Here is a 20,743-nt window from a genome sequence, read left to right on the forward strand (position 1 = left end):
GTCTCTACAACAGTAGGCCAATATGGGGCGCGTGATCACTTTTTAAACATGTCTCTTAGATTAGAAATGTGGCTCCGACCCGTTTGCATCCGCTCTTGCTCGGTTTGTTGCGGTTTACGGTTTTCCCACACCACGTCATCCTGTGGTAGTTCCAACAAGAAACGACTCGGTTCGCAGCGCATAGTTTCACCAAATTGGCGCCTTTCACGACAGAGGGTGAACCAAAGTTCTCGCTGGGCGCGGGTAATTCCCACGTAGGCTAAGCGGCGCTCCTCATCCACATTGTCCTCATCAATGCTAGTTTGGTGCGGTAAGATACGTTCTTCGACTCCAACCATAAACACGAAGGGAAACTCTAAGCCCTTGGAGGCATGCAAGGTCATTAACTGCACCTGATCGCCGCCTTCATCTTCGCTATTGCGCTCCATCATATCCCTGAGCGTAAGCCGATTGACTACATCGGGTAAGGTCATAGGTTCATCTAGCTCATCGCCCGCGAGCATCTCAGTCACCCAACGGTAAAGCTCAGAGATATTCTTCATCCGCATTTCAGCGGCCTTGGCACTGGTACTGGTTTCGTATAAATAATCTTCGTAATTGATTTTACGAATTAATTGCTTCACCGCCTCAACGGGTTCACCACGCTGCGCATGATCGCCAGTTTCCACGATAAAACGACCAAACTGATACAAGGATGACATAGCCACAGGCGGGAGATGGTGATTGAGTTCAGGCTCAAAAATTGCCGCAAACATTGAAATATGCTTTTCGTTGGCAAAATTACCTAGGCGCTCTAAGGTCGATGGGCCAATACCGCGCTTAGGAAGATTAACAATACGTAGAAAAGCATTATCGTCGTCGGGGTTAACCACTAACTTTAAATACCCCATAATGTCTTTAATTTCAGCGCGGGCAAAAAACGAGGTGCCACCGCTAAGCTTGTAAGGAATACGGTTGGTCATCAGCGCGCGCTCGAGTAAGCGCGATTGATGATTCCCTCGATACAGAATCGCATAATTGCCAAACTGAGTTCGACCGACAAACTTATGTCGAACTATCTCGGCCACCACACGTTCAGCCTCTTGTTCTTCATTGGCGGCAAATAACACTCGCAACGGTTCACCATAGGCAAGTTCGCTAAATAGCGCTTTATCATAAACGTGGGGATTATTCGCAATAAGAATGTTGGCCGCCCGCAAAATCCGCTGACTGGAACGGTAGTTTTGCTCGAGCTTAATTAACTTAAGCTTAGGAAAATCAGTACCCAATAATACGAGGTTTTGTGGCTTAGCACCGCGCCATGAATAGATAGATTGGTCATCGTCACCCACCACAGTAAAGCGAGCACGCTCACCAACGAGTAATTTCACCATCTCATATTGGCTAGTGTTGGTATCTTGATATTCGTCCACCAGCAAGTATTGGATTTTGGTTTGCCAGCGCGTCCGAACCTCTTCGTTATGCCTCAATAGCAGGGTAGGTAGTAGAATTAAGTCATCGAAATCTAAAGCATTATAAGCTTTCATATGTTGAGCATAGCGCTGATAAAGCATGGCAAATAAATGCTGTTGTTCATCCTTGGCGATCTTACGCGCCTGCTCGGGAATAATTAAACCACCCTTCCAGTTTGAAATGGTACTGGCGAGTGCCTTGAGTAAATCCTTATCTTCATCTAACTCGTCCTGGGTCAACTCTTTGAGTAGGGCTAAGGTATCCTGATCGTCAAACAACGAAAAACCGGGCTTTAAACCTAATACCTTGTGCTCGCGCTTAATGATCTCAAGTCCAAGGGTATGAAACGTCGAAATCCACAAACCTCTCGCTTCCTTTCGGCCCATAGATTGAGCGACCCGCTCTTTCATCTCACGCGCCGCCTTATTGGTGAAGGTGACCGCTGCAATATTGCGCGCCTTATAACCACACTTTTCAACTAAGTAAGCGATTTTATTGATAATAACCCGTGTTTTACCACTACCTGCTCCCGCCAATACAAGGCACGGGCCTGAAACATAATGAACAGCATCATTTTGGGCAGGATTGAGTTTCATCTTTGCACAATATCCAAACAAGTCGAGAGAAAGGGGATGGGATCATAGCAGAAGCTGCAGTTTTAAGGCTAACAAATACCCTCGGTCACTGGCCGACCGCTCACAGCGAACGTCACTCAGGCGACCGAGACATGCTAAGCAAGGTAAGTGAGGATCCCTATCACAATGGTGCCACGGCTTTACTTTTGAAACCTAACACACTGAGTTACAATCAACCAATTCAGTGAAAAGGCGGACAAGATTATGATCAATCCAAAGAAAATCGAAGAAATGGCAAAACAACTGAGCGACAGTTTGCCCAGTGGTCTAAAGCAATTTGCCGGTGAATTTGAAGAGCGAAGTAAACAAGTACTGCAAAACCAACTGCTCAAGTTGGATATGGTTTCCCGCGAAGAATTTGATGTACAGCAGCATGTGCTATTAAAAACCCGTGAAAAGCTAGAGGCCCTTCAAGCTCAAGTTAATGAGTTAGAAAAAAAACTCAACGCCACTGATTAACCGTTGTAACACTTATTAAAAAAGCACAGTGGGCCAAATGCGACTGTGCTTTTTGGTTTTAATGCTGAGCATATTCGGCCATGTGGGGGGATTAATGCAGCAGCTCGCCAGTTATATCCTTGCAATTCAAGGTTATCCCAGCCAAGTATCTATAATAAGTCAATCTAGAAAAAACCATATCTATCAAGATAATGGCGTTAATATTCATGATTGTGAAATAGTATACACCTTTAATAATGGCGTAATGATCTGCCAGCAAACAGAGCAAGATGAACTCGCTATGACACCTGCTTCCGACTCCATCTGTGATGACTTTTGGGTAAACTATAGCGTTATAAAGGCAAACGAAGTTGATATTACACCTCGGCAAAAATCCTTCAGTAACCTTTGCCAACAAAGATTTTGGCTTAAAATGCAACTGAATTACAGCACAATTTAACGGATGAGTTCTAAGTTGCTTGAGTTAAATAATCAGTACAGGGAAGACGGTACACTAAATGGAAACGACTATATTCGACATAAGTACATTAGAAAATCTGGCTTGCTGGGGATTGCTCCTGCAGGGTGGACTACCTTTACTTGTCTATCCATTTGTACTGTTTGCAAACCTGATGTTACTCGCGGGTCATAAAAGCACATATAAACCACCGCTATTTAATAGGATCATGTACCAAGGCTTTATTTGGGGGAGCTCCATTTATCCTGCTATCTATATTCCACTCTATAAAACATCGACTCAATCTCAATCAAACCAATCGCTTATCTATGCAGCTTTACCCCTTGCCTACCTTGCACTGCTCGCAGTTTGCTTTCGCTATATGAATGCCCCATTAAAACCCTAACGCTTTATCTTCGCCCCCTTTGCGGGATGTCCGCTATGAGACCTTGGTTCCAAAACCTAAGATACGGTTTGAATTAAACGCAATTTCAGCCTAATATAAAAAGCATATTAAATACACCTTAAGTGTATTGCCATTGAGCTGCCCCGCCACTAGGTTAATAACTATGCTAAATATTGATGATCCGAAGCAAACCGAACGCATTCACGCACTGTGGCGATTAGGTTTTAGACCTTTTTTCCTCGGGGGAGCTATATTAGCTGCGCTATACATTCCCCTGTGGTTGTTAACTTGGTTTACTCCCCAATATAGCTTTTTTCCTTCATCCTTTTGGACCAGCATATTGCCGCTATGGTGGCATCCACATGAAATGTTGTTCGGTTTTGCAATGGCGATTGTGTGTGGATTTTTGCTGACTGCCGTTCAAAACTGGACCAACCAACCCACATTAAAGGGATGGCCACTCGCATTGACCTTTAGCTGTTGGTTAATGGCACGATTATTACTCTTACTGCCAATGCAAATTCCGCTCATTTTACCGGCATTGTTTGATTCATTGTTCCTCGGCATGGCAGGACTTACCCTATGGCGCTGTATTTATAAGGTAAAACAATGGCGCAATATTGGCTTTCCAATCATGTTGTTTGCAGCACTCGTAATCAACAATGTCAGCTACTACGCCCTATTTGAACGGGACTTTATCCTTGCCAACCAGATCTGGCAGGCGATGTTATGGTGGTTAGCCTTACTTATCACCATAGTCGGTGGGCGCGTCATTCCCTTCTTTACCGCGATGCGTATTAAGGCCACCAAAGCAGAACCCTTAACTTGGATTGAATACCCGCTGATCCTTGCAATGATCTTGCTCGTCATTCAATCACTCTTCCACCTTATACCCCAGGAAATAGAGCGAAGCTTACTGCTAATTGCGGGGCTCTTGCAGTTGGTCCGATTTGCACGCTGGTTACCCCATAAAACACTGAAGGAACCTATGCTGTGGTCCTTGCATCTTGCCTATTTCATGTTGCCTCTCAGTCTGTTAGCCATGAGTTGGTATCTCGATAATGAATATGCCTACCGCAGCTTGCTTCACCTATTTGCCATAGGTTGTATGGCTACCCTGTGTCTTTCAATGATTTCCAGAGTGTCACTCGGTCACACAAGTCGAAATATTTATGAGGGCCCTAAGATGATCTTGGCATTTATTTGCCTACCGTTAGCGGCACTGCTCAGGGCGCTAATGCCCATCTGGTTTCCAGCCCACACCCAAGTCTGGTTATGGTTGGCCGCCAGTTGCTGGTTTATCGCATTTGCACTGTTTGTATGGCACTACTTGCCCATACTCTCCCGCCCCCGTATTGATGGGCGCCCAGGTTAATATTGGTGTTAGGATAAAAGGATAAAAAGTGAAAAATTTTTTAAAAACAGTCATATCGTCAAAATGTAAGTTTTATTTGATTGGCTCGCTGGCATTAGCCACATTTGCATCTGTGGCCGCTTCAGATACGACCAATCAACAAAAATACCCTAATCAATATCAATCTTGGCAAGCGACCTCTGAACAGGTCGAGCGTGAAGATATGCTCGCTAATTACCCCGCCAGCATCATACTCTGGGCGGGATCTTCCTACGCCAAAGAGTACCATAGCCCACGGGGACATCATTTTGCCGTTGCAGATGTGACGCAGACGTTACGAACGGGTACGCCACCTAAACTCGGAGAAAAAGGTTTATCTGCCAGTTGCTGGACCTGTAAGACGCCGGATGCTCCCAGATTGATCGAGCAACTGGGATTTGAAGGATATTCGGCCAAAAACTTTACCGAACTGGGCAAAGAGATCCAAAGCGTCGTGTATTGCAGCGATTGTCATGAATCTGGTACCCAGAAATTAGCCTTACCTCGCCCCCACGCCCAAGAGGCTATGGCTAAAGTTCACCTACCATTCGAGAAACAAGACATCAATATGCAGGGCGCACAGGTGTGCGGTCAGTGTCATGTGACTTACTATTTCCGTCCGGAAAAAAGTAATGTCGTTAACATTCCATGGATCTTTGGCAGCACCGCCGATGATATTGAAAAATACTACGACACCCGTCGCTTCTTCGAATGGATCCATCCCATTTCAAAAACGCCAATACTCAAAGCACGTCATCCTGAATTTGAGCACTGGAGCCGCAGTAAACATGCCGAAGTCGGTGTCACTTGCATTACCTGCCATATGCCAACCCAGCAGGACGCAAAAGGCGTTGAATTTACTAGCCATAAAGTTGATAAAGCCTTACCGCATTTTGATAGTAGCTGTAGCGGCTGCCATAGCAGCAAAACCAAAATCGAAACGAAGCTCGCGGCCAATAAGTTAACCATTGAAACAAAAGCCCGCGAAGTTGAAGCTCTGCTAGTCAAAGCCCACTATGAAGCAAAAGCGGCATGGGATGCAGGCGCTAAATGGGAACAGATGAATGAGCCCATTATGGCGATACGACACAGTCAGTGGCGCTGGGATTTTGCCATGTCCTCACATGGTCTATATGCCCATAATCCAGATGAAGGTAAGCAGCTCTTAGATAAAGCTATCGAGCAAGCGAATGATGCACGTAATCAGCTAGCAGGAATATTGAAGCGACTCAAAGTCACTCAAGTCAGCTATCCAGATATCAGCACTAAAGAAAAGGCCCATCAAGCGATAGGGTTAGTTGAAGCGGATTTAATCAAAGAAAAACAAAAGTTTATTGAAGATGAAGTCAACAAAAACTGGCACCCAGTCGCCAGATACGGATATTAAATAAGTGTCGACTTCCATAAGCCGCCCTTAGCGCCATGGATTGAGGGCGAGTCTGCGTTTGATATCGACTTAAGTGCCGACTACTCGGAACGCTAACCCGCCCCTCAAGTGATAGCGTACTGTTTCTCACTGTCACTTGAGGGATCGCTTAAGTGCTAACTTGTTTAAACACTAGTTTGTTTAAATGTTAGCTTGCTTGAGTGTGAGGTGCCTGTGATTAGACTTGACCAAACACCAACGTTCACAACCATTAAATTGAGCATATTGGGTAATGGCGATTTCCAAGGCAGCGATGAAATCCTCATCAAGCTTTTGATTCGCAAATGCTTCTTCGAGTGTTAATTGCTGTAAGAGCAATAGGCCCTGTTTGCGCTCGGCCTTAACATCCACGCGGCCAACAAAAGTATCGCGCCATAAAATCGCTAAGGAATAATAACCATATTGACGTTTTTCGGCGGGCACATAGACTTCAATTTGATATTCAAAATCGAACCATTGCCTTAGACGTTGGCGCTGGATCAATAGATTATCGAAGGGATTGAGTAACCAGACTTTATCGGGTACTGGCGTGTTAAGTTGTAACTCGGGGCGATAGAAGTAACTCTGTCCCGCCTCCTTAAAACTCGCTAATTGACCTTGGTTGAGCATTGTTGTGAGTTCATCGGCGACAAGCGGTTTTATGCCTTTACGTAAATAGGCGATTTGCGCCGCATTGCCAAAGGCATGGGCCTCGAGGTGACGCTCAATCAAATATCGCGCAAATTCTCGATCCGTTGGCGCTTGGGTGTTGATGTCCTTTGGCAATACCCGCGCGGTAAGATCATAAACCTTTTGAAATTTCTCCCGCCGTACTACCATCAACTCGCCACGCATAAACAGCTGCTCTAGGGCTTTTTTAGCGGGTTTCCAATCCCACCAGGCACCATTTTTGCCTTCACTGTGTTCAACATCACGGGGTTCAACGTCACTGTGTTCAAAGTCACTGGCCTTAAGCGGCCCTTGCGCCAAGATACGCGCTCGCACGGCTTGCATCACTTTATCATCGGGTTCAAACCAATGCTTACCACCATCTTGCAGTAAACGTTTGCGATGCAGGCTGAAGCGATAATCGGCAATCGGTAAATACGCCGCAGCGTGGGACCAATATTCGAAGATTTCTCCCTTAGCTAAGGCGGTATCGAGCATATCCGTCCGATAATCGGGAATACGGCTATGCAGCACATGGTGATGCGCGCGCTCAACCACGTTGATAGAGTCAATTTGCACATAGCTCAACCGCGCAATCAGCTCGCTCACCGATGTTTGAGATTGCAACAAGCCTTGCTGCTGCATATTTAACCGTCGCCACTCTTGGGGCGAAAAAGGGCTCGACATTGACTCTCCCAATTTAGCGTCGTAGAAAACTAACAGATTTAAAACAAAGTGATGCAACTATAACTTTACTCGTCGCAGATAAAAATATGCACTATGCATGACTCATACATTCCCTCTTTCGGTTAACATAAACCCTGTTAACATAAGCTTTTATCTTTGGGTTTCAAGCTAAAACTGAGTCTAAACCTTTCATTAAGGATTGATGATGAATATCTACTACCGCCAGGCACAGCTCTGCGGCCGCAAGACAGGAAATGGTACTAAACTGCTATTTTTAATGAATATTTTATATTCACTCTCCGCTAAAAATGGCGACCTACAGCCCTTCTCTATGGATGATATTAAGGCCGTACTATTCAATCGGCATCAATCCATTGGTTGCTCTATCAAAGCGCCACTTCCGATTGTTAGCTGGCGAAGCGAAGCCATATGGTATGAGTTATTTGAGGGGGAACAAGTCTATTTACCCCAGTGCATCATCTTTAGCAATGGCGCCATAGACTATGTGATTGTTGTTATTGGCGATGAGTATGAGTTGCGTATTTGGCCCGATTGCAATAACCGTGAACGTGAAAAGCACCAATGGTTTTCCCATCACCCTGTAGTCTATTCGGAGGAACTTGACGTCTTTAAACAAAGCTTCGAAGCATTGCTCAAACATATTAGGAAAGAAGATGGCTACGAGGAGAAACACCCCAAGTTTGGCAAAGACAACCCATTGTCAGCCTAATTAATTTGAATAATTAGGATGGGTTTAGCGGCAATTGCCATGATTTTGCCACTATTGATCAGCAACTTGCCCGCAACTTCTGTGGGCAAATCTGTTTTAATACCAGCCGTTAATGCCGAGTCATTCAGAGTTAATGTCTCGCACAATGCAACCTAACGACCGCATTTCATAGGGAATGAAATCACATGTTCAACATTATTGCAGGCGTATTGGCCCTATTCACCTTGGCGTTATTTGGCACTGCCGGATACTTAGTAGTGCGAGCACTGCTAAAAAAATTCAATCAGGATCAAGGATCAAACATGGAATCGCCACAGGCTCAGTTACCTAATAACAAATCAACATTACAACCACTGGCTAAAAATACCACGCTACTGAAGGCCTTAACCATTGGCATATTATCGATTATTGCCTTGATCCCATTAGGGATCATTATGGATATGACCTCAGATCGCCAAGCCCTTTACCACAGCGTGGTTGATGAAATTGGTCGTTCATGGGGTGAGCAGCAAACCCTGTCCGGGCCTGTGCTGGTTATTCCCTATAGCTATTTTGTGATGCAGGAAGAACTGAGCGCCGATGGTAAAAATCGTCACCAAGTAAAGCGCACCTATCAGGATGAATTGGTCATACTGCCGAAAAAACTCAAACTCGATTTAGATCTGAAACACGACTTCCGTACCCGTGGTATTTACCAATCTCTGGTGTATAACGCCCAACTACAAGGTAAAGCCGATTTCAGCCTCAGCCATTATGAGATAGCCAATCTTATTGCTTTTGATAATAAAAATGCCCGTCTGGTATTTGGAGTATCGTCGAATCAAGCTATTGATAAGGTCAATCAACTTGAGGTCAGTGGCGATGCGGTGCAGCTTTCAGGCTCACTGATGTCTGGGACTGGCTTAGGTAGCACGGGTGGATTAGAAAGAGGCTTTAATCAAGGGGTTATTGTTGCAACTGAGCCGGGGGATTTTAGCGTGGATTTTGCCATGACGCTGCGCGGTTCACAGTCCATCAGTGCCTTGCCACTGGGCGAGCAAACCCTAATCAAAATTAGCGCCGACTGGCCACACCCCAGCTTTAAGGGGTTATTGCCCGCAGAGCGCGAAATCAACGCCCAAGGCTTTAGCGCAAACTGGAATATCAGCCACTTAACCCGTAACTATCCGCAGGAATTTATTAAGAGCAATCAATCGAGCCTGACCGAAGTGTCGGCCAATGCGATCTTGTTCGAACCTGTGACTCACTACGGCAAAATTGATCGTTCGGTTAAATATGGCCTACTGTTTATCGTGCTGACTTTTATCATGTTATTTATCTTCGAACTGGGCCAAAAAACCAGCCTCAGCACGATCCAATATGTGTTAGTCGGCAGCGCCATGGCCTTGTTTTATCTGATTTTACTGTCACTGTCTGAGCATCTAGCCTTCTTGCATGCCTATTTAATTGCTGCCTGTGTCCCTGTGCTGTCGGTATCTGCCTACGTGGGTAGCGCCACGGCAAGTGCCAAACGTGGCGGTATTGTCGGCCTGATGTTAGTGAGTTTATATGCGGTGCTGTACTCGATATTGCAACTCGAAGATTACGCCCTACTGATGGGTACGGGTTTACTGTTAGTCGTACTGCTGATTTTGATGTTCGTGACCAGACATCAAGCTAAAAACGCGGCGCAATAGCGCCTCAGAGTTCCACCCTTGAAGACCCCCGACAGCGCCACCCTTTGCTGTCGGGATTTTTTATTGGCAAAGCCATACTCGCGCTGTAGCCTATGGTGTTTTATGAAGAGGCTTTTATTTTGACTCATCGTGCCTATCTTTTCTGTCGTTTAGGGCTTGCTTGGTTATTGTTGGCAACGATTCCAGTCTTACTTTTATTGACGCAAAATCAGCTATTTCCACTGATCGATCTGCATTCTACTCTAGCCAGAATTTTATATTGGATTACCACTACAGGCACAGCGCCCTATGGCGTGGTCACAGCCTTATTTGTACTCGCGCTAGCCTATCGTCTTATGCCTAAACCACTCTTTATCAGTTTATGTTTGGCGATTAGTATCAGCCAGTTAATGAGCTTTAGCCTCAGCCATACCCTCAAATCTTTTTTTAAAGAACCTAGACCTAATGTGGTTTTTCTCGCTGAGCAAGAACGACCTATGGATGAACAGCTTTCACTCGATGCCTTTTATCAGTTGGATAAGCAGGCGCGTTCAAAAACAATCGCCACAGCTCTGGATGACTTAATCGCGGCTGAACCTGCCATGAAACTCGACTCACGTATCCACCAACATTGGGAGGATGAAGTCGGTTACTCTTTCCCCTCTGGACACACTATCTTTGCCGCAACGCTGGTACTCACCGCCAGCTACTATCTGTTACTCGCGGGATTACCTATATTCTCAATGGTGTTATTAGGCTGGGGATTATTAATGGGGTTAAGCCGCATGTTACTCGGCATGCACTGGCCGCAAGATGTCCTCTTTTCTACCCTGTTAGCGGCAGTGATCAGCTGGGTCACTGTACTATTGGTTGATAAATTACGACCTCTACAAGACTATTTAATCAAAGATGCTAGATAGCGGTTGCGAATAGTCGATATCTACGCCCATGTTGAATTGCTTGGGGTTTTAGCCAAGGTTAAGGATTTTTGGCAAAATAACGAAACACTGGCAAACTAGTGGCAGAACCCATCCATTCTAAGCCATCGATGACACTTCCAAATCAATACAACCTTGATCAGCTCGATTTAACCATTTTGCGGTTACTGCAAACCCACGGCAGATTGTCAAATCTCGAGCTGGCTAATAAAGTCGGCCTATCGCCGTCCCCTTGCTCGCGCCGTGTTAAAGCCTTAGAAGAGGCGGGATATATTGCCGATTATGCCACTCGGTTATCGGCGGATAAGTTCAACCTGCATTTAACCGCCTATATCCATGTTCGAATGGAAAAGCATACGCCGGCTATTCTCAATCAATTTGAAGCCAATGCACTCGCCTACGAAGAAGTCCAAGAATGCGCGCTGATCACAGGCTCTGAGGCCGACTACCAACTTAAAGTGCTAGTACAAGATATGGCGCACTTTCGCACTTTCCTGTTAGATAAACTCACGACTAACGTTCATATCGCAGGGGTCCATTCCAGCTTTGTACTGAAAAAGGTCAAGGACCACACGGCTATTCCTTTAGGCCATGTGAATATCCCTGAATAATTCAGCCTAAGTCACAGCATTAAATCGGTAATAAATTAGCCCGCTCCCGCTATTTTTGACCACTAACTCACAATTAGATCATTTTTTATCATCGCAATTTTTCACCAAAGCTCTGCCGTTAGCCGAATATTCAAGCAATAAAGTCTCACACAAAACAAATAATCGACATAAAACGCCAATTTATAGTGATAAATAGAACAATAATTGCACATTAACACTATTTAAACGCACTAAAATTGCGTTGAACTTCTGATTTATCCACCTAAGATACGCCTTCTTTTTACGGGAGGCACAATGCAATCGGTCAATACAAATTCGACTAACCACTTCAGCTCACGCTTAGGTTTTATCATGGCGGCCGCTGGTAGCGCCGTTGGCGTCGGCAATATTTGGGGATTCCCCACCCAAGCAGCCACCCATGGTGGCGGTGCCTTTTTACTGGTGTACCTAGTGCTGATTTTCATCCTAGGTATTCCCATGCTGATGGCCGAACTTATGATAGGTCGCCACGGGCAAACCAACCCCGCCGATGCCATGGGCAAACTCGGCTTCAACTCGCTCACCCGCGGTTTAGGCAAGACCATAGGCTTGCTTTCCATAGTCACGGCGGGATTGATTTATACCTTCTACAGCATTCTCTCCGGCTGGTTTGTCAGCTTTGCCATCGCGCCTATCGCCACAGCCTTTGACTCGAATGATACCGCCGCTTGGTTAGTGGATTTTTCACTATCACGTAATCTGGTGTTTACATTGATCTTCAGCACCCTAGTGTTTCTGGTATTACTGCAAGGCGTGCAAGAAGGCATAGAAAAATGGTCGAAACGCTTAATGCCGTTATTACTGATCATGCTGATCGCGGGCGTGGCGTATATCTTCACCCTTAATGGTGCGAGCGAAGGCATTACCGCGCTACTAACGCCTAACTTTACCAAGGCGCTGGCACCGGATACCCTGATCAGCGCACTCGGACAGACCTTCTTCTCCCTCACCATAGGCACAGGTGCCATGATGGTGTACGGCAGTTATCTGAGCCAAAAAGAGAATATTGCCAAACTGACCGTCTGGGTTGCCTTTACCGACAGCGGCATCGCCTTTCTCGCCGCCTTTTTAATCATCCCAGCCATGTATGTCGCCCAGCACAATGGCGTGCAGATTTTTAATGCCGAGGGTAAGTTACTCGATTCGGATGCATTGGTGTTTACTGTCTTACCCGCGTTATTTTCCACCTTAGGCGATACGGCTAACCTTATCATCAGCGTGATATTCTTTATTCTGCTGATCATCGCGGGTTTAACCTCGGCCATATCCATCGCCGAAGTCCCGACTAGCTATGTGATGCAAAAGTTCGGACTCAGCCGTCAACGCGCCACCTTGATTATCGGCCTATTACTGACCTCATTATCCCTATTGCTGGCGGTATTTTTTGAGACGCTATTTAGTTTCACCGTCACGCTGACCACCCAAATCGCCCAGCCGCTGGTCGCCCTCGGTATTGCGGTTTACTTAGGTTGGATTTGGCGCCAAGCCCAGCTGCTCAAGGCAATTCGTGGGCAAGAAGGCGTGGATAGCACAGGACTCTTTTGGCGCATTTGGCCAAGGTACGTGAAGTATATTTGCCCTGTGCTGATTATCGCTATAGCCATCAGACAATTTGTGTAACCCTTTGAACAAATAAAAAATCCCCGCTAAGTGCGGGGATTTTTCTCTCTGGCTAAGTCACTTATGACTTGTCTAGCTAAGCTAACTCAAGGGTTCCTGCCACTGCTGATGCAAAATTAGTTCAATGATTTGACTGTGTTGCGGATCACTAGGCTAGGTTCTAGCTGAATAGTTTTGCTGATCCCAGGGTTATCAAGACGTTCAAGCAAGACTTCGACGGCAGTGCGCCCCAGTTGTTGCTTTGGCTGATGTATGGTGGTTAACGCTGGCGTTAAGTAACGGGCTAACTCGATATCATCGTAGCCGATCACAGACAACTGCGCGGGGATGCTCACTCCCGCATTGTAAGCTGCATGGATAAATCCCATGGCCATCATATCGTTACTCACAAACATAGCCGTAGGCAGTGTAGGTGCTTGCATTAAGTTGTCGAATGCCGCGGCGCCACCATCACATTCAAAATTACCGCTGACTTGCCATTGAGGTTGAAGGGGTAAATTCGCTTCTGTCATGGCATCGATAAAGCCGGCCAGTCGCTGTTGTGAAGGAAGCTTATCTAATGGGCCGCTAACACAGCCGATATCGGTATGACCCTGCTCAATTAAATAGCGGGTCGCTAGATAACCGCCTTGACGCGAGTTATCTTGAATTTTATCGCATTGAAAATCTGTCGGCCCCCAATCCATGACCACTGTGGGCAGGTTTGGCTGATGACTCAGCAGGGCAAAAGCGGGAGCCTCGGCTTCGCTGCACATCAGCAATAACCCATCCACTTGTTTTTGCAGTAAGGTCGATAAATTAAAACGGATACGCTCGGCATCACCTTCGGTATTGCACAAAATCAAACTATAACCATTCAGATAACAATGGGCTTCGACCCCTTTCACCACTTCGGCAAAAAACGGATTGGTAGAAGTGGTAACCAGCATACCAAAGGTGCGGGTATTCTTGGTTTTAAGACTACGAGCTAACGCCGATGGGGCATAGTTGAGCGCCTTGACCGCCGCCAACACGCGATCTTTCACTGTGTCGCTCACAAAGCGAGTGTTGTTCAGCACATGGCTAACAGTGGAGGTTGATACTTGTGCGAGCTTAGCTATGTCTTTAATGGTGGCCATGGGCGTGCTTAAGATTCCTAAATATCATTTAGCCATTACAGGCTTAGGTATCAGCCTGCAACTGCATAAGTTACCGGCTGATCAGTATTACCTAGGTTCTATTATCGAGACCCTAGTATTGAGCTTGTTCGGCTAAAAAGGCATCCACTTCTGCGCGCAACGGGATAGAGGTTTGGGCGCCAAAGCGACTCACACTAATCGCGGCCGCACCATGGGCAAAGACAATCGCCTCATGCAGCGCCTTGCCCTGCAGTAATCCCGTCAACACACCCGCATTGAAGGTGTCACCCGCGGCCGTAGTGTCTTTCACTGTCACACTGAAACCGGCGATTTGCTGGCCTTGGCCCTGCTCACTCACATACACGCCTTGACTGCCTAAAGTGATCATCACAGTGGCAATACCTTTCCCATGCAGTTGGGCGGCAGCCAGCGCGGCGCTGTCAATACTATCGACCTTAATGCCCGTCAGCAATTCGGCTTCGGTTTCATTGGGGGTGATAATATCCACCTTTGCCAGCAGCTCGTCAGCTAATGCCATTGCGGGTGCAGGATTCAACACCACAAGGGTACCCGCTTCTTTAGCCATAGTGGCCGCAGTAAAAATAGTGTCTAACGGCGTTTCCAATTGCATCAGCAAAATATCTGCCTGACTGATGAGATGCTGGTGCGCGGCCAAACGCGCGGGCGTTAACGCCGCATTGGCACCGGGGGCGATACAAATGCTGTTTTCACCGCTATCAGCCACTTGGATCATGGCCACACCTGTGGTCATCTTGCTGGCGATCATCAGCCCTGAAATATCAATCCCTAAGCTTTGATATTCTTTGTATGCCCGCAACCCAAAATCATCATCACCCACACAGGCAATAAAAGCCACATCGGCACCCAAGCGTGCGGCGGCAACTGCTTGGTTAGCACCCTTACCACCGGCGATGACCTGATATCCTGATGCCGTCAAGGTTTCACCCGGACGCGGAAAACTCGGCACTTGCACCACATGGTCAGCATTAACACTGCCTAATACAACGAGTTGGCTCATTACACTTTCCTTAATTATTGGCTGATCACTTTGAGTGGCACAGGAATATAGGCCTCAACCGTTTGGCCTTTTAACAACTTGTCGGCGGACTCAACCCCTAAGGCACCAATCAATTCTGGTTGTTGGGCAATCGTCGCCGCCAGACGTTTGCGCTTAACCATGGCAATGCCTTCTTCGGTGCCATCAAAGCCCACAATCAGCAATGATTTACCTGCAGCCTGTACGGCGCGTACGGCGCCAAGGGCCATTTCATCATTCTGGGCAAATACCGCATTGGCATTACTGTTAGAAATCAATAGGTTTTCAAGTACGTTCAAACCCTTAGTGCGGTCAAAATCCGCTGGCTGGCTCGCTAAAATAGTCAACTTATGCTCAGTAGCACCCTCACTAAAACCTTTGCCACGCTCACGCGCCGCCGAAGTCCCCGCGATACCTTCTAATTGAATCACCTTAGCATCGGCACCTAAGTGCTGGGCAATAAACTCAGCGGCCAATTTGCCGCCGGCCACATTGTCAGAAGCAATATGACTGACCACTTTGCCGTGACTGGCGCCCCTGTCTAAGGTCATCAGCGGAATATTGCTATTGTTAGCGAGGCGAATGGCATTCGCTACCGCATCCGAATCGGTTGGATTAATCAATATCGCCTTAACCCCACGGACCAGCAGATCTTCCACATTGGCTAATTCCTTGCTGGGATCATTTTGCGAATCTAGCACGATCAGGCGATAGCCCAGTTCTTGAGCCTTAGCCTCGGCACCTTCTTTCATGGTCACAAAGAAAGGATTATTGAGGGTTGATACCACCATGGCTAGGGTGTCTTGTGCAAAAGCACAATTAGCTAAGGTCAGAGAGAAACACAGTGCGCTAGCCTTGATGACAATATTGAATGATTTCATTTTGTTACCCTTATTATTTATGTTTGTTATCGACCATCACCGCCAGCAAGATCACACTGGCTTTGACTATCATCTGATAATAGGAAGACACATCGAGCAAATTGAGCGCGTTATTGAGGAAGCCAATAATCAAGGCGCCAACCAAGGTACCCATAATCCGACCTTTACCGCCCGCTAAGCTCGTCCCACCGAGCACTACAGCGGCGATGGCATCGAGTTCATACCCCGTGCCCGCAGTGGGCTGCGCCGATGATAAACGCGAGGTCACTATGATGGCCGCTAACGCCGCCAAGGTGCCACTGAGGGCGTAGACGCCAATCTTGACACGATCGACATTGATACCCGACAACCTAGCCGCGGCTTCATTACCACCGACCGCATAGATGTAACGTCCAAAGCGAGTGTGATTGAGTAGATACCAAACGGCGGCAAACACCACCACCATCAGCCATACGGGCACAGGAATACCGAGGGCATTTCCCGTACCAAACCAGGCGAATTGATCGGCGACATCGGTAAATCCCGTCGTTACTGGGCGACCATCGGTATACACCATAGTCACACCACGCAGCAGGGTCATGGTCACTAAGGTGGCAATAAACGCCTGCACTTTACCTTTAGCGATAATGATGCCGCTTATAGCGCCTAAACTCGCACCAGCTAATAGCGCGGTCGGTACGGCAACCAATACGGGGATTTCCATACCAATCAAGGTAGCCGCAAGGGCACCGCACAGGGCTAAAACTGAGCCCACGCTTAAGTCAATCCCCGCAGTTAAGATGACTAACGTCATGCCCACCGCAATGATGGCATTGACTGAGGTTTGTCTAAAAATGTTCAGCAGGTTATCGACGCTGAAAAAATGCGGGGTGAGCATAGACACTAGCGCGATTAAAAATAGCAAAGCCAACAGTGACTTTTGCTCAATCAACCAAGCTTTAACGCGCATGTTTTGCGGTGATGGCGCAGCCGTAGAATAAGTGCTTACAGGCTTCATAGGGTTCCCTCTGTTTGGTATTTACCGACGGCAGCGGCCAGTATCTGTTCTTGTCCGGCTTGATGGCGCTCAAATTCGGCGCTGATTTGGCCTTGGTGCATCACTAAGATGCGATCGCTTAAGCCCAGTAATTCAGGCATATCTGATGACACCATGATCACCGCGAGGCCTTGGGCCTTGAATTGATTAATCAGTTGGTAAATTTCTTTACGGGCGCCAACATCCACACCACGGGTCGGCTCATCTAAAATCAACACCTTAGGCTGAGTCATTAAGCCCTTCGCGATGGCGACTTTTTGTTGATTTCCCCCAGATAACAGGCCGATAGCCTGCTCTTGTGTGGGCGTTTTAATATTAAAAGCCTTAATAAACTCGGCGACTTTTGCTTGTTCACGCTTATGCTGGATTTGTCCAAACTGCGATAGTTCCCCCAAACTGCACAGCGACATATTTTCTTTAACCGAGAGTTCCAGCAGCAAGCCCTCGCCTTTTCTGTCTTCAGAGATATAGGCAATGCCATTGGCAAGCGCATCTTGGCTCGACTCGATAGTTAGCGGCTGGCCGTTAAGTAAAATGTCGCCTGACTGGATTGGAATCGCACCAAAAATCAGCTTCATCAACTCGGTTCTGCCCGCGCCCATCAGCCCAGCGATACCGAGCAGCTCGCCTTGCTTGAGCTTGAAACTCACCGCTGGGGTATCAGCCGCGCGCAAATCTTGCAATTCAAGACAGATACTGTCTTGGCGGTGATCTTGATAGGGATATTGCTCATCGAGCTGACGACCCACCATAAGCTCAATCATGGCATCTTCACTTAAGTCATCGATGCAACGTTCGGCGATAAATTGGCCATCTCTAAGCACAGTGACATGGTCGCAAATAGTGAAGATTTCTTTGAGACGATGGGAAATATAAACGATGCCGCAACCTTGCTGCTTAAGCTCGTTAATCACTCGAAACAGACTTAAGGTTTCCACATCGGTGAGCGCATCTGTCGGTTCATCCATAATGATGACCTTAGACTCAAAAGAAATAGCCTTTGCAATTTCAACCAGTTGCTGTGCGCCTAAGCTTAACTGCCCCAATAAAGTACGGCTGCTATGTTTAACATCTAGACGCGCAAGCAGCTGATCGGCTTGCCGATACATGGTTTGCCAATCAATCGCGCCAAAGCGATGGCAAGGCTCACGACCTAAAAAGATGTTCTCGGCAATCGACAGTTCAGGAATAAGGTTAAGCTCTTGATGAATAATGCTGATCCCCGCCAATTGCGATTGGCGTGGACCACTAAAGTTGACGGCTTGGCCTTGGTATTCAATGCTGCCGCTATCACTTTGATAAATACCGGTTAACACCTTCATTAAGGTCGATTTACCGGCACCGTTTTCGCCCATTAAGGCCATCACCTTACCGGGATAAACCTGCAAGCTGGCACCATCTAACGCCTTAACCCCAGGAAACGTTTTGACTATCTTGTCTAATTTGAGAATGGCTGATTGCATATCTATCAGACCCTTATCCTATTCCGTTAAAAGGAGACGCAGTTAAAAGGGCACGCCACAACTGAAAATCACATTGGCGTAAGGGCTGCATTCACCACTGCGCACTATGGCGCGGCTGTTACGACTTTGGCGTTTAAAGGCATCGTGGCTGATATAACCGATATCAATCTGGCGGCCGCTGAGCTGCTGCTCTTGCGCAATCCGATCCAAAATTTGTTGATGTACTTGCGGATTAATCTCAATAATTTCTTGGGCTAAGGTGACAGATTGCAACTGCAGCTCACTCAAAATAGCATTAATACAGGCCAGCAAATCGGGCACGCCCGGTGATAACGCCATGTCGATACGTTCGACATTGGCAGGGATCGGCAAGCCAGCATCACAAATCGTGATCTCATCAAAATGACCGCATTGGGCCACCAAAGCTGATAAAGCAGGGTTGAGTAGGGTAGTTTTTTTCATTTTAATTCCCACGGCGTTAAGTCAGCACTCAACGGCATTGTCGGCCATTCACTGGGCATTTTTTAGAAAACCACAGTGATAAAACGCAAGCGAATCGGTTGCGCAATCGTTTCGATGACAAGGACTGTATGAAGTTATTGAAGGTTTTGCAGCTTGCCAGAGTTAAAAATGTGATCAAGATCGCAATACAGTCGTTGGATTAACTAAGTCTAAACTGGTGTGATTGAAAAACGGGCTTTGAGGCATGATCGCCATATCAGTCGCAATAAGCTGAACTAAGCGAACGGGTAATCGCCTTATCTTCTGTTTACCAATGAAGTGTCACTGTTTACTGCGGATTGAGATTGGGACAGGAATTGCAACTGGAACTTAGATAAAGAGCAGCCTTAAGAGATTAAGGCTGCTTTAAACACTGGGCTGATTACTGTTCGATACCCACGATTAACCAAGGTGAGTTGGCTTGCGCTACGTTACGCTCCAAATGCCATACTTCCTTAATTTCCTCTTCTACGCCTTCAACGGTATCACGGTAGCGGCCGCTAAATTTAACACTCACTTCCGCAAGATTGGCAGTGTGCGTGGCGCGTACCAGTTCAGCATCCAAAAACATCACTTCTGTGTGTTGGTCGCCCACTAATTCGCGACGTTGGTTGCTGAGTTCATTGAATAGTTCAATGGAAACATACTCTTGGATTTTGCTTAAGTCGTTTTCATTCCAAGCCAATTGTAGAGTTTTGTAATGACTGCGAGCACCTTCCAAAAAGCCGGGTAAATCAAAACCCGCGGGTAAATTAAAGGGAACATCGCTTGTCGCTTGACCAAAACCATTGCTGCCGCTGTTTGCATTAGTGGCAAAACCTGTTTGTTCAGTCTGTTGGCGCTGTAGATTCGGATTGGGCTGACTAGCCCCCGCATAGGCCGGTCTTGGCTGCGCACCCGCTTTTGAGGCCATCACAGTACGAACGATTTTGAATAGCACGAATGCCAGCAAACCGATAATCAAAATATCCATAAATTGAATATTTTCAAAACCTTCACCCATAAACAGCGCAGCCAATAAGCCACCTGCTAATAAACCGCCTAACATGCCGCCCATCATCCCTTTCTTGCCCGGAGCTCCCGCTGGTGCAGTAGTCGGTGTATTAGTCGCCGCTGGCTGAGCCGGAGCCGTTTGATGGCTTTTGCCGATAGACTTACTACCGCCGAATTTTTTCGCTTCAACGACAGGGCTAGTAACTAAGCTAACCGCAAAAATCATCGCCAGCATAATAAATAACTTTTTCATTTATAAGATCTTGTTCGTGTAATCTGAGGTGCAGCCATAATAGCGAGATGACATTATATGTCAATTAGCAAAAAGCGGAGGCTGGTTGTCCTGTGCATATTTAATGAGTTGCGATTAGCACTGCCATTCCAGTGACGCGCAGCAAGCACATATATGGACATACGAATGTCGCGATCACATGAATGTGAATGAGCGACCGAGGCTGTTCATAATTCTGTGTCAGGTTAATTTCACAGATCGATATGGTTTTCTAAGCGCCCCTCAAAATGGATTGAGAGCTGTGATAGCGTCAAATTCCAATTTTGG

At 46.8% G+C, this 20,743-nt stretch carries 20 protein-coding genes; 11 read left to right on the top strand and 9 right to left on the bottom strand.

The annotated features are described in order from the left end of the window. Positions 1 to 35: 35 nt before the first annotated feature. Positions 36 to 2,048 carry a DNA helicase Rep gene (gene rep, locus L2744_RS17395; protein ID WP_248993087.1) on the bottom strand — a complete coding sequence of 671 codons (2,013 nt, stop codon included), beginning with the start codon at positions 2,046 to 2,048 and terminating at the stop codon, positions 36 to 38. Positions 2,049 to 2,291: 243 nt separating this feature from the next. Between rep and ubiK the strand changes: the two genes are divergently transcribed. The 5 genes from ubiK (at position 2,292) to L2744_RS17420 (ending at position 6,168) form a co-directional block, all read left to right on the top strand. Further along, positions 2,292 to 2,546, top strand: coding sequence for a ubiquinone biosynthesis accessory factor UbiK (ubiK, locus tag L2744_RS17400; RefSeq protein ID WP_014611466.1), 255 nt, complete (start codon positions 2,292 to 2,294; stop codon positions 2,544 to 2,546). A gap of 94 nt (positions 2,547 to 2,640) precedes the next feature. After that, the gene (locus tag L2744_RS17405) at positions 2,641 to 2,985 is read left to right on the top strand and encodes a hypothetical protein (protein WP_248993105.1); all 345 of its coding nucleotides are present in this window, start codon (positions 2,641 to 2,643) and stop codon (positions 2,983 to 2,985) included. A 58-nt stretch (positions 2,986 to 3,043) separates the two neighbouring features. Beyond that, a complete protein-coding gene (locus tag L2744_RS17410) occupies positions 3,044 to 3,388 on the top strand; it encodes a hypothetical protein (protein ID WP_248993088.1) in 345 nt (114 codons plus the stop codon). A 163-nt stretch (positions 3,389 to 3,551) separates the two neighbouring features. Continuing rightward, entirely contained in the window at positions 3,552 to 4,763 is a 1,212-nt protein-coding gene (locus L2744_RS17415; protein WP_248993089.1) for an NnrS family protein, read from the top strand. Between the two features lie 28 nt (positions 4,764 to 4,791). Continuing rightward, positions 4,792 to 6,168, top strand: a complete 1,377-nt coding sequence (locus L2744_RS17420; RefSeq protein ID WP_248993090.1) for an ammonia-forming cytochrome c nitrite reductase subunit c552 — start codon at positions 4,792 to 4,794, stop codon at positions 6,166 to 6,168. A gap of 180 nt (positions 6,169 to 6,348) precedes the next feature. On the opposite strand, the gene L2744_RS17425 is transcribed toward L2744_RS17420, so the two are convergent. Next, on the bottom strand, positions 6,349 to 7,542 hold the full coding sequence (locus tag L2744_RS17425; protein ID WP_248993091.1) for a winged helix-turn-helix domain-containing protein: 1,194 nt from the start codon (positions 7,540 to 7,542) through the stop codon (positions 6,349 to 6,351). Positions 7,543 to 7,747: 205 nt separating this feature from the next. Between L2744_RS17425 and L2744_RS17430 the strand changes: the two genes are divergently transcribed. From L2744_RS17430 to L2744_RS17450, 5 genes are all read left to right on the top strand, one after another. Continuing rightward, entirely contained in the window at positions 7,748 to 8,272 is a 525-nt protein-coding gene (locus tag L2744_RS17430) for a hypothetical protein (protein WP_248993092.1), read from the top strand. 185 nt (positions 8,273 to 8,457) lie between these two features. Then, positions 8,458 to 9,948 carry a cell envelope integrity protein CreD gene (creD, locus tag L2744_RS17435; RefSeq protein WP_248993093.1) on the top strand — a complete coding sequence of 497 codons (1,491 nt, stop codon included), beginning with the start codon at positions 8,458 to 8,460 and terminating at the stop codon, positions 9,946 to 9,948. Positions 9,949 to 10,040: 92 nt separating this feature from the next. Then, positions 10,041 to 10,847: a phosphatase PAP2 family protein gene (locus tag L2744_RS17440; protein ID WP_248993094.1), complete on the top strand. Its 807-nt coding sequence runs from the start codon at positions 10,041 to 10,043 to the stop codon at positions 10,845 to 10,847. Between the two features lie 128 nt (positions 10,848 to 10,975). Continuing rightward, on the top strand, positions 10,976 to 11,476 hold the full coding sequence (locus L2744_RS17445) for an Lrp/AsnC family transcriptional regulator (RefSeq protein WP_248993106.1): 501 nt from the start codon (positions 10,976 to 10,978) through the stop codon (positions 11,474 to 11,476). Positions 11,477 to 11,770: 294 nt separating this feature from the next. After that, a complete protein-coding gene (locus L2744_RS17450) occupies positions 11,771 to 13,135 on the top strand; it encodes a sodium-dependent transporter (protein ID WP_248993095.1) in 1,365 nt (454 codons plus the stop codon). 116 nt (positions 13,136 to 13,251) lie between these two features. Here the strand turns inward: L2744_RS17450 and L2744_RS17455 are convergent, their stop codons facing one another. Next, complete coding sequence (locus L2744_RS17455) at positions 13,252 to 14,253, bottom strand: substrate-binding domain-containing protein (protein ID WP_248993096.1); 1,002 nt, start codon at positions 14,251 to 14,253, stop codon at positions 13,252 to 13,254. On the opposite strand from L2744_RS17455, the gene L2744_RS17460 reads away from it, so the two are divergent. Next, positions 14,234 to 14,389 (top strand): hypothetical protein, encoded by a 156-nt coding sequence (locus tag L2744_RS17460; RefSeq protein ID WP_248993097.1) that lies wholly within the window; start codon positions 14,234 to 14,236, stop codon positions 14,387 to 14,389. The genes L2744_RS17455 and L2744_RS17460 overlap by 20 nt on opposite strands. Here the strand turns inward: L2744_RS17460 and rbsK are convergent. From rbsK to L2744_RS17490, 6 genes are all read right to left on the bottom strand, one after another. Further along, complete coding sequence (gene rbsK / locus L2744_RS17465; protein WP_248993098.1) at positions 14,366 to 15,292, bottom strand: ribokinase; 927 nt, start codon at positions 15,290 to 15,292, stop codon at positions 14,366 to 14,368. The two genes, L2744_RS17460 and rbsK, sit on opposite strands and share 24 nt — an antisense overlap. A 14-nt stretch (positions 15,293 to 15,306) precedes the next feature. Continuing rightward, positions 15,307 to 16,191, bottom strand: a complete 885-nt coding sequence (rbsB, locus tag L2744_RS17470) for a ribose ABC transporter substrate-binding protein RbsB (protein ID WP_248993099.1) — start codon at positions 16,189 to 16,191, stop codon at positions 15,307 to 15,309. Between the two features lie 13 nt (positions 16,192 to 16,204). Next, positions 16,205 to 17,188 (bottom strand): ribose ABC transporter permease, encoded by a 984-nt coding sequence (gene rbsC / locus L2744_RS17475; protein ID WP_248993100.1) that lies wholly within the window; start codon positions 17,186 to 17,188, stop codon positions 16,205 to 16,207. Further along, on the bottom strand, positions 17,185 to 18,690 hold the full coding sequence (gene rbsA, locus L2744_RS17480) for a ribose ABC transporter ATP-binding protein RbsA (RefSeq protein ID WP_248993101.1): 1,506 nt from the start codon (positions 18,688 to 18,690) through the stop codon (positions 17,185 to 17,187). Before rbsA ends, rbsC begins: the two co-directional genes overlap by 4 nt. Before the next feature lie 42 nt (positions 18,691 to 18,732). After that, complete coding sequence (gene rbsD, locus L2744_RS17485; RefSeq protein ID WP_248993102.1) at positions 18,733 to 19,152, bottom strand: D-ribose pyranase; 420 nt, start codon at positions 19,150 to 19,152, stop codon at positions 18,733 to 18,735. A gap of 421 nt (positions 19,153 to 19,573) precedes the next feature. Further along, a complete protein-coding gene (locus tag L2744_RS17490) occupies positions 19,574 to 20,437 on the bottom strand; it encodes a Tim44 domain-containing protein (protein ID WP_248993103.1) in 864 nt (287 codons plus the stop codon). Positions 20,438 to 20,743: the final 306 nt, after the last annotated feature.

The sequence above is a fragment of the Shewanella profunda genome (assembly GCF_023283765.1).
In the GTDB taxonomy this organism is placed as follows: Bacteria; Pseudomonadota; Gammaproteobacteria; order Enterobacterales; family Shewanellaceae; genus Shewanella; species Shewanella profunda.

What these genes read in the sequence shown, in the direction of transcription:
- rbsA (WP_248993101.1), bottom strand. Translation starts at nt 18,690, where the DNA reads ATGCAATCAGCCATTCTCAAATTAGACAAGATAGTCAAAACGTTTCCT.
- ubiK (WP_014611466.1), top strand. Translation starts at nt 2,292, where the DNA reads ATGATCAATCCAAAGAAAATCGAAGAAATGGCAAAACAACTGAGCGAC.
- rbsD (WP_248993102.1), bottom strand. Translation starts at nt 19,152, where the DNA reads ATGAAAAAAACTACCCTACTCAACCCTGCTTTATCAGCTTTGGTGGCC.
- L2744_RS17460 (WP_248993097.1), top strand. Translation starts at nt 14,234, where the DNA reads ATGTCTTTAATGGTGGCCATGGGCGTGCTTAAGATTCCTAAATATCAT.
- L2744_RS17445 (WP_248993106.1), top strand. Translation starts at nt 10,976, where the DNA reads ATGACACTTCCAAATCAATACAACCTTGATCAGCTCGATTTAACCATT.
- L2744_RS17490 (WP_248993103.1), bottom strand. Translation starts at nt 20,437, where the DNA reads ATGAAAAAGTTATTTATTATGCTGGCGATGATTTTTGCGGTTAGCTTA.
- L2744_RS17455 (WP_248993096.1), bottom strand. Translation starts at nt 14,253, where the DNA reads ATGGCCACCATTAAAGACATAGCTAAGCTCGCACAAGTATCAACCTCC.
- L2744_RS17425 (WP_248993091.1), bottom strand. Translation starts at nt 7,542, where the DNA reads ATGTCGAGCCCTTTTTCGCCCCAAGAGTGGCGACGGTTAAATATGCAG.
- rep (WP_248993087.1), bottom strand. Translation starts at nt 2,048, where the DNA reads ATGAAACTCAATCCTGCCCAAAATGATGCTGTTCATTATGTTTCAGGC.
- rbsB (WP_248993099.1), bottom strand. Translation starts at nt 16,191, where the DNA reads ATGAAATCATTCAATATTGTCATCAAGGCTAGCGCACTGTGTTTCTCT.
- rbsK (WP_248993098.1), bottom strand. Translation starts at nt 15,292, where the DNA reads ATGAGCCAACTCGTTGTATTAGGCAGTGTTAATGCTGACCATGTGGTG.
- L2744_RS17415 (WP_248993089.1), top strand. Translation starts at nt 3,552, where the DNA reads ATGCTAAATATTGATGATCCGAAGCAAACCGAACGCATTCACGCACTG.
- L2744_RS17405 (WP_248993105.1), top strand. Translation starts at nt 2,641, where the DNA reads ATGCAGCAGCTCGCCAGTTATATCCTTGCAATTCAAGGTTATCCCAGC.
- L2744_RS17430 (WP_248993092.1), top strand. Translation starts at nt 7,748, where the DNA reads ATGAATATCTACTACCGCCAGGCACAGCTCTGCGGCCGCAAGACAGGA.
- L2744_RS17410 (WP_248993088.1), top strand. Translation starts at nt 3,044, where the DNA reads ATGGAAACGACTATATTCGACATAAGTACATTAGAAAATCTGGCTTGC.
- L2744_RS17450 (WP_248993095.1), top strand. Translation starts at nt 11,771, where the DNA reads ATGCAATCGGTCAATACAAATTCGACTAACCACTTCAGCTCACGCTTA.
- rbsC (WP_248993100.1), bottom strand. Translation starts at nt 17,188, where the DNA reads ATGAAGCCTGTAAGCACTTATTCTACGGCTGCGCCATCACCGCAAAAC.
- L2744_RS17440 (WP_248993094.1), top strand. Translation starts at nt 10,041, where the DNA reads ATGGTGTTTTATGAAGAGGCTTTTATTTTGACTCATCGTGCCTATCTT.
- creD (WP_248993093.1), top strand. Translation starts at nt 8,458, where the DNA reads ATGTTCAACATTATTGCAGGCGTATTGGCCCTATTCACCTTGGCGTTA.